Origin of the sequence: Actinoplanes octamycinicus, from assembly GCF_014205225.1 — a bacterium.
Lineage (GTDB): Bacteria > Actinomycetota > Actinomycetes > Mycobacteriales > Micromonosporaceae > Actinoplanes > Actinoplanes octamycinicus.
Window position 1 is genome coordinate 5,477,411 of sequence record NZ_JACHNB010000001.1, and the last position, 11,458, is coordinate 5,488,868.

Consider the following 11,458-nt stretch of genomic DNA (forward strand, 5'->3'; position numbering starts at 1 on the left):
CGGGGGCTCATGCCGGTTCGTCCATGTCCGCGCCGAGCGGCTGGCGGGCGGCGCTGAGCGCGTCGTCGGCGGTGCGCCGACCGTCCATGTCGTGCTTCGGGTCGGCGGCGATGGTGGGTGCTGAGGCCGTACCGGAAAATGCTTTGACCTGGAGCGAAAAGCGCGGCTTGTCCGATCGATGTGGGAATCTGGGGGACAGATGTGTGAAATCGGCCCGGGTGGGCATACTGCCGGATGGCAGGGCGACAGGTGGCAAATCCTATGTGGTGTTTGCCAGGACCTACGGCAAGAATGACGAAATGGCGGCCATCAGCTGCGCGGTGAGCCAGGTCGGCACCAGGACTCTGGTGCGGATCCATGGCGAGCTGTCCACGGCGAGCGCCCCGCAGGTCCGCACCATTCTGCTCAAGTGCCTGGTGGAGCGGCCGGACGCGGTGATCGCCGAGCTGGCCGGGCTGCGGGTGCTGGAGCCGGTCGCGCTGTCGGTCTTCGGCGTGGTGGCCCGGCAGGCCGCCATGTGGCCGGGGACGCCGCTGCTGCTCAGCGCACCCGGGAGGGAGGTGGCCACATGGTTTTCCTCGGGGCGCTATGGCCGGGTGCCGGTGCTCGCCAGCACCGCCGAGGCCCTGGACGTGGAGCCGCGTGAGCGGATGCCGGCGCTGGCCGACAGTCTGTTGCCGGTCGCCGGAGCGGCCGCGCACGCCCGGCGCCTGGCCGCCGAGGCCTGTGCCCGGTGGGGGCTGGACGAGCTGACCGACGCGGCCCGGATCGTGGCCGGCGAGCTGGTCACCAACGCGATGGTGCACGCCGGCACGATGATCGACCTGCGGTTCTCGCTCGGCCGGCGATACCTGATGATCACCGTGCGGGACGGCTCCCGGGAGATGCCGGAGATCTCCCCGATGGCGTCGGTGGATCCGCTGGCACCCCGCGGGCTGCTGCTCGTCGAGCAGTTCGCCCGGCGCTGGGGCGCCGTCCCGGCCGAGGGCGGCAAGGTGGTCTGGGCCAGCCTCAGCGGTGTGCCGGAGCCCGGCGCACGACGGTCTGGAAGAGGCTGAGCAGCCCGGCGGTGGCCAGCACCCCGTGCACCACCCCGCGCGCGTTCACCACCTGGTACGAGCGGGCGTGCTGGAGCGCCGCGGCCCGCCCCTCGAGCAGCGCGCGGATCCCGGCCGCGGCCAGGAACGGCACCCGCTCCAGGTCGACGATCACCACGGTCACCCCGGGCTGGGCGGCGGCGTTGCCGATGATCTGGGCCAGCACGTCGCTGACCTCGTCGTCGATCTCGCCGCGAACCGCGAGCCGGATGAGGCCCGCGCCCTCGTCGTGCTTGCTCACCGCGAACGCGCCCGTCATGTTCCCCCCGCCCGGATAAGGCTCTGCCAGGGTTTCCCATCGCTGATGATGACCCGTGCCGGGTCGTCCGCGTGGACTTGTCACCCTAACCATGGCGGGGCGGATCCGCACGGGGTCGGCGTTTCGGCCGATTGTGATGGGGAACCCGAACGGTATGCCGATCCTCAACCGCTTGGAAGAAGCCCGCGGGCTCGACGGTGTCAGCGATAAACTGCAGGCCGCGGTCACCGCCGCGGTCCGCCCGCAGCGGCTGCGCGATCTGCTGCACGGCACCTGGCTGGGCCACCCGCTGCACCCGGTGCTGGTGCAGGTCCCGGTCGGCGCCTTCGTATCCACCGCGATCCTCGACCTGCTGCCCGGCGCCCGCAAGGCGGCCACCACGCTGCTCGCCACCGGCACCGCGGCCGCCGTCCCGGCGCTGGCCGCCGGCTGGGTGGACTGGTCGCAGCTGACCCCCGAGCGGCGCCGGGTCGGCCTGGTGCACGCCGGGGCGAACGCGGTGGCGCTCGGCCTCTACACGGCGTCGCTGCTGGCCCGGCTGAGCGGCCGGACCGCCCGCGGCAAGGCGCTCGGTTTCGCCGGCCTGACCGTGGCCGGCCTCGGCGCCTACCTGGGCGGGCACCTCGCCTACGCGCAGGCCGCCGGCACCAACCAGGCCGCCCCCGACCTGGCCCGGCTGCCCGCCGAGTGGACCGAGGTGTGCTCGCTGGCGTCGGTCCCGGAACGCCGGACCGTGGTGCGCCTGGTCGGCGACGTGCCGGTGCTGATCTACCGGATCGGTGACCGGGTCTCCGCGCTGGTCGAGCGCTGCGGTCACGAGACCGGCCCGCTGGGCGAGGGCGAGGTCACCGGCGAGGGCTGGAACGCCTGCGTGGTCTGCCCCTGGCACGGCAGCACGTTCCGGCTCAGCGACGGCGCCGTGGTGCACGGCCCGGCCGCCAACAACCAGCCGATGATCCCGGTCCGGGTGGTCGCCGGCCGGATCGAGATCCGGCAGCCCTGATCCATTCTTCCGAGGAGGTCTCATGCCCGCGCGTGAGGACATGCCGTCCACGCTGAAGCGATCCCCCAAGAAGGCGCAGGACACCTACGCCAAGACCCACGACTCCGCGGTCGAGCAGTACGGCGAGGGCGAGCGGGCGCACCGCACCGCCTTCTCCGCGGTGAAACACTCGTTCGAGAAGGTCGGCGACCACTGGGAGCCGAAGGCCAAGAAGGGCCCGAGTGACGCCAAGGCCGCCGGCGGCCGCGACACCAAGGCGGCAACCGCTGGTGGCGTCGACGCGAACGCCAGCAAGGCGCACCTGATGGACATCGCGAAGCGGCTCGACATCAGCGGCCGCTCCCGGATGACCAAGGATCAACTGGTCGAGGCGATCCAGAAGGCGAACAACCGGGATACCCGGAAGGCGCGCGCCTGATCGCGGTCCATCGCGCGCTGCGATAGCGTGGCGCGCGATGGACGAGGTCGACAGTCAGTTCGAGGCGTTGCTCACCTACTTGAAGGAGGCGCGCGGCTTCGACTTCACCGGGTACAAAAGGTCAAGCCTGATCCGGCGGGTCAACCGCCGGATGTCGCAGGTCCCGGTCAGTGGTTACGCGGAGTATCTGGACTATCTCCAGGTCCATCCGGACGAGTTCACCGCGCTGTTCAACACCATCCTGATCAACGTGACCGGCTTCTTCCGCGACCCGGAGGCCTGGGACCAGCTGCGCACCGACGTGCTGATCCCGCTGGTCGCCGCGAAAGCGCCGGCCACCCCGATCCGGATCTGGAGCGCCGGCTGCGCCTCCGGTCAGGAGGCCTGCACGCTGGCCATCCTGCTGGCCGAGATCCTCGGGCCGGAGGAGTTCCGGGCCCGGGTCAAGATCTACGCCACCGACGTGGACGAGGAGCAGCTCGCCGAGGCCCGGCACGCCAGCTACAGCCTGCGCGACGTGGCCGGCGTTCCGCCCGAGCTGCTGGAGCGCTACTTCGAGCCGGCCGGCAACCGGCACGTGTTCCGCAAGGACATGCGACGGTCGGTCATCTACGGCCGCAACGACCTGGTGCAGGATGCCCCGATCTCCCGGGTCGACCTGCTCACCTGCCGGAACACGCTGATGTACTTCAACGCGGAGACCCAGGCCCGGATCCTCGGCCGGTTCCACTTCGCCCTGGCCGACGGCGGGATCCTGTTCCTCGGCAGGGCCGAGATGCTGCTCAGCCACAGCAGCCTGTTCCTGCCCACCGACCTGAAACGCCGGATCTTCCGGAAGGTGTCCCGCGGCCTGTCCCCGATCGGCCCGGTCCGCCCCGAGCAGTCCGCGCCGCCCCGGCAACCCGAGCCGACCGGGCTGGACCAGATTCGCAACGCCGCCCTGATGGCCGCCCCGGCCGCCCAGGTGGTGGTCAACGCGGACGGGCTGGTCGCGCTCAGCAACCGGCAGGCGGAGGCGCTGTTCGGCGTGTCACCGCGCGACGTCGGCCGGCCGTTCCGCGACCTGGACGTCTCCTACCGGCCGGTGGAGCTGCGCCGCTACATCGAGCAGGCGCAGGTGGAGCGGCGTGCGGTGCACGTCACCGACATCGAGTACACCCGCGGCACCGGCGCCACCGTGCACCTGGACATCCAGGTGAACCCGCTGGTCGACGCGGACGCCGGCCTGCTCGGCGTAGGCCTGGTCTTCCACGACGTGACCGCGGCCAAGCAGCTGCGGACCGAGCTCGAGCACGCCAACCGGGAGCTGGAGGCGGCCTACGAGGAGTTGCAGTCGACCAACGAGGAGCTGGAGACCACCAACGAGGAGCTGCAGTCCACCGTCGAGGAGCTGGAGACCACCAACGAGGAGCTGCAGTCCACCAACGAGGAACTGGAGACGATGAACGAGGAGCTCCAGTCGACCAACGACGAGCTCCAGGGCATCAACGAGCAGCTCCAGCACAGCAGCGCCGAGCTGGACGGGGCGAACGCGTTCCTGGACGCGATCCTGTCCGGGTTGCGCGCCGGGATCGCCGTGGTGGACCGGGATCTGCGGGTCCGGGTGTGGAACCGGCAGGCCGAGGAACTGTGGGGGCTGCGCGCCTCCGAGGCGGTCGGCCAGCACCTGCTCAATCTGGACATCGGGCTGCCGGTGGACCGGGTCCGGCCGCTGGTCAAGCAGTCGCTGGCCGGGGAGACCGAGACCAAGGCGGTGGAGCTGGAGGCGGTCAACCGGCGCGGCCGGCCGATCACGGTGCGGGTCGCGTGCAGTCCGCTCCTCGATCGTTCGGGCGGTCCGGAGGGTGCCATCATCGTGATGGAGGCGGATTAGTTTGACCGCCGCCTCGACGGGCATCCGGTGTTTCTTCGGACGAAAGGCGGTCGGTCGAGCATGACATCGCTGACCTGGACCACCACCGAGCGGGAGGGGTGTGCGATCGTCGGCGTCGACGGCCGGCTCGACCTCGCCGCTGCCCCCGGCCTGCGGACCGCCCTGTTGAAATGCCTCGCCGAGCAGCCGCGCGCGCTGCTCGTCGACCTGTCCCGGATGTCGCTCGGCGACGGCACCTCGCCGGCCGTGTTCACCGCGGTCACCCGGCTGGCCACCGACTGGCCGGGCACACCGGTGCTGCTCTGCGCGCCGCGGCCGGAGGTGGCGCTGCTGCTCGGCCGCGGCCGGTTCGGCTCGCTGCAGGTCCGGCCGGACGTCGACGGCGCGATCCTCGAGGTGCGGCGGAACGGCGCCGCCGCGCCGATGATCACCGATCAGCTGCTTCCGGCCGTGGGTGCCGCACGGCACGCACGGGACCTGGCCGCCGAGGCTTGCGTACGGTGGGGCGTCCCGCATCTCGTCGGCCCGGTCAGCGTGATCGCCACCGAGCTGGTGTCGAACGCCGTCGAGCACGCCGGCACGATGATCACCATCCAGTTCGTCCGCCGCGCCCGTTACCTGCACGTGGTGGTCCGGGACGGCTCGCCGGCCATCCCGGTGGCGGCCAGCGACGGCACCGACCGCGGTCGCGGGCTGCTGCTGGTGGAGAGCCTCGCGGTGCGCTGGGGCACGCTGCCGGCCCGGGACGGCAAGGTGGTCTGGGCCACCCTCGCGGCCTAGGTCCGCTCGGTCACCGGCTCCGGCTGGTCGGCCAGCAGCTCGCGCAGGCCGGAGATGGCCAGCACCCGGGCCACGTAGGGCTGCACGCCGGTCAGCAGCACCCGCACGCCCCGGCCGCGGGCCACCTCGTGCACCGCGTTCAGCATGCCGATCCCGGCCGCGCTCAGCAGCGGCACCCCGGTCAGGTCGACGGTCAGCCGCCGGCCACGCCCGCAGGTGCTCGCCGCGCTCAGCAGCTCGCGGCGCACCTGGTTGGCGTTGTCCCGGTCGATCTCGCCGTGCACCGCGGCGCACACCCCGGCCGGGCCCGCGGTGACCAGCACCCGGTGCTCCGGGCCGCCCGCGCCGGACCACGGCGGCGTGGCGTCCGACAGCATCGCCTCGCGCAGCCAGGTCAGCGTGCGGCTGAGCAGCCGGGACACGTGCATCTGCGAGATGCCCAGCTCCTCGGCGATCTCCACCTGGCTCAGGTTGCCCCAGAAACGCAGCGCCAGCAGCCGCCGCTCCCGAGGCGGCAGCTCGCAGACCAGCGACTCGATCGTGGTCCGGTCGTCGACCAGGTTCAGGTCGAAGTCCAGGGCGCCGACCATGTCGCCCAGCTCGGCGCCGTCCGGACTGTCCCCGATCGGCGCGTTCAGCGACTCGGTGTTGTGCGCCGCCGCCGACGTCTGGGTGCCGCGCACCTCCGCCTCGTCGACCCCCAGGCGCCCGGCCAGCTCGGCGATCGTCGGGGTGCGGGCCAGTTCGCTGGTCAGCGCGGCGCGGGCGTGCACGAACTCGAGCACCCGGTCCTGCTGGCCGCGGGGCACGTGGACGCCCCAGGTGTGGTCCCGGAAGTGCCGCTTGATCTCGCCGGTGATGGTGAGGATCGCGTACGCGGTGAACGAGCCGCGCTCCGGGTCGAACCGGTCCATGGTTTTCACCAGTCCCAGCCGGGCGACTTGCTCCAGGTCCTCCGGTGGCTCGCCCCGGCCCCGGTAGCGGCGGGCCAGGCGGCCGGCGAACGGCAGCGCCTCCCGGACGAAGTCGTCGCGCAGGCGCTCCCGGGTGGGCCGGTCCGCCGAGGCGCAGGCATGCGCGTAGCGGGCGGCGAGCACGTCCAGGTCTTCCAGCGGTTCCAGCCGGTCGTTGTCCGGCATCGGCGCCATCCTTCTTCTCGACGGGACCGGGTGGTTCGCATCCCATCACCTCTGCCCGGTCCGGCGCAGCGGCAAACCTCCGCAACCATCCCGGTTGCGTTCCGGTAGCGCGTGCCGCCAGGGCCGAAGCGCACCCCCGGCACTGCCCGAAGGGTCTGACAGCGCCGAGAGCCGGCGCTGTCGCATTTCCTGGGGGTATCGCCGCCTTGGCTCCGATGTTCGCACCGTTGAAGGAGCGCAACTACCGGCTCTGGGCCGCCGCCGACCTGGTGTCGACGGCCGGCACCTGGATGCAGGTGCTCGGACTGAACTGGCTGATCCTGTCGGACACCGGCTCGGCCGCCACCATGGGCCTGGTCGTCATGCTCCAGGCGCTGCCGGTGCTGGTGCTCGGCACCTGGGGCGGCGCGCTCGCCGACCGGCTGCCGGCCCGCCCGCTGCTGATCGCCTCCCAGGCGATCCGCGCGCTGCTCGCCCTGGCCCTGGTCGCGCACGGCGGCCACGCGCTGATCTTCGCGGTGGCGCTGGCCTCCGGCGTGATCAGCTCGTTCGAGGGCCCGGCGCTCGGCCGGTTCGGCTCGGCGCTGGTCAAGCCGGAGGCGCTCGGCTCGGCCCTGGCGCTCGGCTCGGTGCTCAGCTCGGCCGGCCGGATCGGCGGCATGGCCCTCGGCGGCGTCCTGGTCGGCATCACCGGCCCGGCGGTGCTCTTCGCGATCAACGCGGTGTCCTACCTCGCGGTGATCGGCGCGCTCGCCGCGATGCGCACCGGCGAGATGCGCGACCTGCCGACCGCGGCGGCCGGGGAGCGCGGCGTGCTCGCCGGGCTGCGTTACATCACCCGCCAGCCGGTCGTGCTGATCGTCCTGGCGCTCTCCTTCGTGCTCGGCTCGCTGGGCCGCAACTACCAGGTCAGCATGGCCGCCATGACGGCCGGCCCGCTGCACAGCGGCTCCGGCGGGTACGGCCTGCTCTCCACCGTCTTCGCGGTCGGCGCGGTCCTCGGCGGCCTGCTGCTGGCCGGCACCGGCCGGTCCACGCTGCGCGTCCTGCTCGGCACCGGGGTGGCCATCAGCGCCCTGCAGATCTGCTCCGGCCTGGCCCCGAACCTGCTCACGTTCGCCGCGGTGATCCTGCCGATCGCGGCCGGCGCGGTGGTCTTCGACACCGTCGTCTCCACCCGCATCCAGCTGGACACCCGGGAGGACATGCGCGGCCGGGTGCTGGCCGCGGTCGGCATCGTGTCGTCGCTGTCCGGCATGGTCGGCGCCCCGGCGGTCGGCTGGCTCTGCGACACCATCGGCGCCCGCGGCGCCCTGCTCACCGGCGGCGTGATCACCACGGTGGCGGCGGTGGCCGGCGCCCTCGCCATCGCCCGCGTCCAGGGCCGCAAGCTGCACCTCCCGCACCCGCACATGCCGCACCTGCCGCAGCTCCCGCACCCGCACCTGCCGCAGTTGCCGCAGCTTCCGCATGCCGAGGCGCTTCGCCCCGCCGAGCAGATGGCCTGACCCAGCCCAGTCCCATCATCTGCTGATCCACCCCGTTCCCTTCACCCGGAAGCCCGGCGCCGATCTGGTGCCGGGCTTCCGCGCGTTCTGGGCTTCCACGCGTCCCTGGCCTCGTCCTCGACCCGCCGCCCCCGTTGGGCGCCGCTTTTCGCCGCTTCTTTCTGTTACGCCGCTTTGCTCCTTCCGCGCCGGGTGCTACCTGCCGTGCCGCGCTCCACCTCCGTCTGGCGCCTGATCAGCGCGGGTCCCTCGGCCGGGCGAGCCGGTTCGGCCCCGGCGACTGAATCCGGCCAGAAGGGGTATGCGCCGCGCCATGTCCGTGATCAACAGGCCGGCAGCGCCGGTCGGCATCGAAACCGACGAGGTCACCGTGGTGGTGGCCACCCGCAACCGGCCCGACCGGCTGCGCCAGACCGTCCCGCACCACCACGCCCCGACGATCATCGTCGACAACGCCTCCGACCAGCCGCTGCCCGGTGCCACCTTGGCGCGGGATGCCTTCGATGGGCCGCTGCCCGGCGTCGCCGTGGCGCGGGACGCCTTCGATGGGCCGGTGCCCGGCGTCGCCGTGGCGCGGGATGCCTTCGATCGGCCGGTGCCCGGCGTCGCCGTGGTGCGGCTGGCCGAGAACATCGGCGCGGCCGCCCGCAACGTCGGCGTGCGGCAGGCCAGCACGCCTTACGTGGCGTTCGCGGACGACGACTCGTACTGGGAACCGGGATCTCTCGCCCGAGCCGTGGAAATCTTCCGCAACCACCCGCGGGCCGCCCTGCTGACCGCCAAGGTGCTGGTCGGCCCGGAGGGCCGCCTCGACCCGGTGTCCGCGTGCATGGCCGCCGCCCCGATCGGCACCCCGCCCGGTGCGGCCGGCCCGTCGGTCCTCGGCTTCCTCTCCTGCGCGGTGGTGGTCCGGCGAGACGCTTTCCTCGCGGCCGGCGGTTTCCAGCCCAAACTCTTCGTGTACGGCGAGGAGGCCCTGCTCGCGATGGACCTGGCCGCCGCCGGTCACCAGCTGTCCTACGTCCCGGAGCTGGTCGTCCGCCACTTCCCGGAACCGGCCGGCCGCGACAACCGGGCCCGCTCCCGCCGCGAGGCCCGCAACCGGGCCCTGACCGCCCTGCTCCGCCGCCCGCCCACGGTCATCGCCCGCACCCTCGCCGAAGTGGCCCGCACCCAGCCGGCCGCCCTCACCGACCTCGCCCGCGACCTGCCCTGGGCCCTGCGTCACCGCCGCCCGCTGCCGGCCCCGCTGGAGGCCGCCCTCGGCATCCTGTCCCGCGGCTGAGCCACTGCCCGGCACCGGACGATCGCGGGGCGCTGCAGCCCGCGCCTTTGTCTCGCACGCCGCGTCGGGCCGGTCCCGTCCGGTCCGAGTGCCGGTCGGTCCGTCCACTTCCCAGTCCCCGCCCACCCAGGGGGAGCCGCCCGAAGACAGTGTGACGCGGAAACGCGATCGCGCGCGGCGGGCCTGTGGACAACGCGCTGATGTGGATGGCGCACCGCTGAACCGGTGAATTGGGGGCGGTGCCGCGGAGGGGGGTGTCTCAGGAGCGCTGAGACACCCCTGGAAGCCAGCCGGACGGCGGCATCCGTGGGAGCCTGCCGGACGGAGGCACCCCTGGGAGCCTGCCGGACGGCGGCACCCCTGGAAGCCAGCCGGACGGCGGCATCCGTGGGAGCCTGCCGGACGGAGGCACCCCTGGGAGCCTGCCGGACGGCGGCACCCCTGGAAGCCAGCCGGACGGCGGCACCCGTGGGAGCCTGCCGGACGGAGACACCCCTGGGAGCCTGCCGGACGGCGGCACCCCTGGAAGCCAGCCGGATTGCAGAACCCTGGGAGCCAACCGGACGGCGGCACCCCGGATGCCAACCGGACGGCCGCGACCCGGCGCTGCGGTGACGGCTGGGGGTGAGGGGTGCCTCGAGGGTGGGGAGGCACCCCTCACGGACAGCCGGAGACCGTTACCAGCCGGACGGCGGGGACTGCAGGTGGACGGCCTTGGTGCAGGTCAGCTCGTCGAGGAGTTCGGGGCCGTAGCCGAAACCGGAACCGCTCAGGCCGCGCGGGTGGGCCGCGCCGCCCGGGGCGCCGCCGAAGACCGCGTTGACCTTGACGGTGCCGACCGGGAGGGTGCGCCAGGCCTGCTGGGCGTTGCTCATCGACGGGGTCAGCACGGTCGCCGCGAGGCCGTAGGTGGAGGTGGCGGCGCGGCTCAGGCCCTCCTCGAAGGTGTCGACGACGGCGACCGGGGCGACCGGGCCGAAGGTCTCCTCGCGCAGCACCGCCATCTCGTCGGTGCAGCCGGACAGCACGGTCGGCGGGTAGTACGCGCCGGGGCCGACCGGGATCGAGCCGCCGCGCAGCACCGTCGCGCCGTCCTTGACCGCCTGCTGGACCTGGTCGTCGACGGCGTCGCGCAGCCGCCGGTCGACCAGCGGGCCGATCCGCGACGCCCAGCCGTCCGCCTCGGCCGCCAGGGCGTCCAGGAACGCGTCGGCCACCGAGGCGTGTACGTAGATCCGTTCGACGGCCACGCAGATCTGCCCGGAGTTGGCGAAGGCGCCGAGCGCGGCCTGCTCGGCGGCCCACCGCGGGTCCACGCCGGCATCGACCAGCAGCGGGTCCTTGCCGCCGTTCTCCAGCAGGGCCTTCGCGCCGGTCCGGGCGCAGGCCGCGGCGATCGCCCGGCCGGTGGCGGTGGAGCCGACGTGCGCGACCACGTCGACCGGGGCGGCGGCGAGCAGGGCGCCGGTGGCGCCGTCGCCGTTCACCAGGTTCAGCACGCCGTCCGGGAAGTGCAGGGCGAACAGCTCGACCAGGCGGTGGCCGGTGGCCGGGGTGCGCTCGCTCGGCTTGTGCACCACGGTGTTGCCGGTGACGAGGGCGGCGCCGAGCAGCCCGCAGGCAACCGCGACCGGGTCGTTCCACGGGGTGATCACCGCCACCACGCCGCGCGGCCCGTACGCCATCAGGTCGATCGCCGCGTGGTCGCCGGCCAGCGCCCGTCCTCGGTGGACCGGCCCGAGTTCGGCGTACTGGCGCAGCGTGCCGACGCCGGCCAGCACCGAGTCGCGGGCGTCGCCGACCGGCTTGCCCATCTCCGCCGAGATCAGCCCGGCCAGTTCGTCGGCGGCCGCCTCGACCGCGTTCGCGGCGGCGTGCAGCGCGGCGGCCCGGGCGGCCGGGGCGGTACGCGCCCAGCCCGGTGCGGCGTCCCGGGCGGCGGCGACCGCGGCGTGCACGTCGCCTTCGTCGGAAACGGTCATCCGGGAGACCGGGGTGTCGTCGGCGGGGCTGAGCACGGTCAGGTCGCGGCCGGAGCCGCCGGGGCGCCAGGAACCGGCGATGAATTGCGTGACGTCCTGCATGTGCGCCCGCTT

At 73.3% G+C, this 11,458-nt stretch carries 11 protein-coding genes; 7 read left to right on the forward strand and 4 right to left on the reverse strand.

Features of this window, described 5'->3' with window-relative positions:
- Positions 1-7: 7 nt before the first annotated feature.
- Entirely contained in the window at positions 8-226 is a 219-nt protein-coding gene (locus BJY16_RS23945; protein WP_185041821.1) for a hypothetical protein, read from the reverse strand.
- A gap of 73 nt (positions 227-299) precedes the next feature.
- Between BJY16_RS23945 and BJY16_RS23950 the strand changes: the two genes are divergently transcribed.
- Complete coding sequence (locus BJY16_RS23950; protein ID WP_185041822.1) at positions 300-1,058, forward strand: ATP-binding protein; 759 nt, start codon at positions 300-302, stop codon at positions 1,056-1,058.
- Here BJY16_RS23950 and BJY16_RS23955 read toward each other — a convergent pair.
- Positions 1,012-1,356, reverse strand: a complete 345-nt coding sequence (locus BJY16_RS23955; protein WP_185041823.1) for an STAS domain-containing protein — start codon at positions 1,354-1,356, stop codon at positions 1,012-1,014. The two genes, BJY16_RS23950 and BJY16_RS23955, sit on opposite strands and share 47 nt — an antisense overlap.
- Positions 1,357-1,510: 154 nt before the next feature.
- On the opposite strand from BJY16_RS23955, the gene BJY16_RS23960 reads away from it, so the two are divergent.
- The 4 genes from BJY16_RS23960 to BJY16_RS23975 are packed head-to-tail and all read left to right on the forward strand — an operon-like array spanning position 1,511 to position 5,430.
- Positions 1,511-2,359 (forward strand): Rieske (2Fe-2S) protein, encoded by an 849-nt coding sequence (locus BJY16_RS23960; RefSeq protein WP_185041824.1) that lies wholly within the window; start codon positions 1,511-1,513, stop codon positions 2,357-2,359.
- A gap of 22 nt (positions 2,360-2,381) precedes the next feature.
- Positions 2,382-2,777: a ChaB family protein gene (locus BJY16_RS23965; protein ID WP_185041825.1), complete on the forward strand. Its 396-nt coding sequence runs from the start codon at positions 2,382-2,384 to the stop codon at positions 2,775-2,777.
- Positions 2,778-2,814: 37 nt separating this feature from the next.
- Entirely contained in the window at positions 2,815-4,650 is a 1,836-nt protein-coding gene (locus tag BJY16_RS23970) for a CheR family methyltransferase (protein WP_185041826.1), read from the forward strand.
- Between the two features lie 60 nt (positions 4,651-4,710).
- Positions 4,711-5,430 (forward strand): ATP-binding protein, encoded by a 720-nt coding sequence (locus BJY16_RS23975; protein WP_185041827.1) that lies wholly within the window; start codon positions 4,711-4,713, stop codon positions 5,428-5,430.
- Here BJY16_RS23975 and BJY16_RS23980 read toward each other — a convergent pair.
- On the reverse strand, positions 5,427-6,569 hold the full coding sequence (locus BJY16_RS23980; protein ID WP_185041828.1) for a sigma-70 family RNA polymerase sigma factor: 1,143 nt from the start codon (positions 6,567-6,569) through the stop codon (positions 5,427-5,429). The genes BJY16_RS23975 and BJY16_RS23980 overlap by 4 nt on opposite strands.
- A gap of 215 nt (positions 6,570-6,784) precedes the next feature.
- Here BJY16_RS23980 and BJY16_RS23985 point away from each other — a divergent pair, with 215 nt between their 5' ends.
- Entirely contained in the window at positions 6,785-8,077 is a 1,293-nt protein-coding gene (locus tag BJY16_RS23985; protein ID WP_185041829.1) for an MFS transporter, read from the forward strand.
- A gap of 313 nt (positions 8,078-8,390) precedes the next feature.
- Positions 8,391-9,362: a glycosyltransferase family 2 protein gene (locus tag BJY16_RS23995; protein WP_239177964.1), complete on the forward strand. Its 972-nt coding sequence runs from the start codon at positions 8,391-8,393 to the stop codon at positions 9,360-9,362.
- 677 nt (positions 9,363-10,039) lie between these two features.
- On the opposite strand, the gene BJY16_RS24005 is transcribed toward BJY16_RS23995, so the two are convergent.
- Positions 10,040-11,446, reverse strand: a complete 1,407-nt coding sequence (locus BJY16_RS24005) for an aldehyde dehydrogenase family protein (RefSeq protein WP_185041831.1) — start codon at positions 11,444-11,446, stop codon at positions 10,040-10,042.
- Positions 11,447-11,458: the final 12 nt, after the last annotated feature.

Bases quoted from the DNA above. Each gene is read 5' to 3' on its own strand.
- BJY16_RS23950 (WP_185041822.1), top strand. From the start codon at position 300: ATGGCGGCCATCAGCTGCGCGGTGAGCCAGGTCGGCACCAGGACTCTG.
- BJY16_RS23985 (WP_185041829.1), top strand. From the start codon at position 6,785: ATGTTCGCACCGTTGAAGGAGCGCAACTACCGGCTCTGGGCCGCCGCC.
- BJY16_RS23945 (WP_185041821.1), bottom strand. From the start codon at position 226: ATGCCCACCCGGGCCGATTTCACACATCTGTCCCCCAGATTCCCACAT.
- BJY16_RS23980 (WP_185041828.1), bottom strand. From the start codon at position 6,569: ATGCCGGACAACGACCGGCTGGAACCGCTGGAAGACCTGGACGTGCTC.
- BJY16_RS23965 (WP_185041825.1), top strand. From the start codon at position 2,382: ATGCCCGCGCGTGAGGACATGCCGTCCACGCTGAAGCGATCCCCCAAG.
- BJY16_RS23955 (WP_185041823.1), bottom strand. From the start codon at position 1,356: ATGACGGGCGCGTTCGCGGTGAGCAAGCACGACGAGGGCGCGGGCCTC.
- BJY16_RS23975 (WP_185041827.1), top strand. From the start codon at position 4,711: ATGACATCGCTGACCTGGACCACCACCGAGCGGGAGGGGTGTGCGATC.
- BJY16_RS23995 (WP_239177964.1), top strand. From the start codon at position 8,391: ATGTCCGTGATCAACAGGCCGGCAGCGCCGGTCGGCATCGAAACCGAC.
- BJY16_RS23960 (WP_185041824.1), top strand. From the start codon at position 1,511: ATGCCGATCCTCAACCGCTTGGAAGAAGCCCGCGGGCTCGACGGTGTC.
- BJY16_RS24005 (WP_185041831.1), bottom strand. From the start codon at position 11,446: ATGCAGGACGTCACGCAATTCATCGCCGGTTCCTGGCGCCCCGGCGGC.
- BJY16_RS23970 (WP_185041826.1), top strand. From the start codon at position 2,815: ATGGACGAGGTCGACAGTCAGTTCGAGGCGTTGCTCACCTACTTGAAG.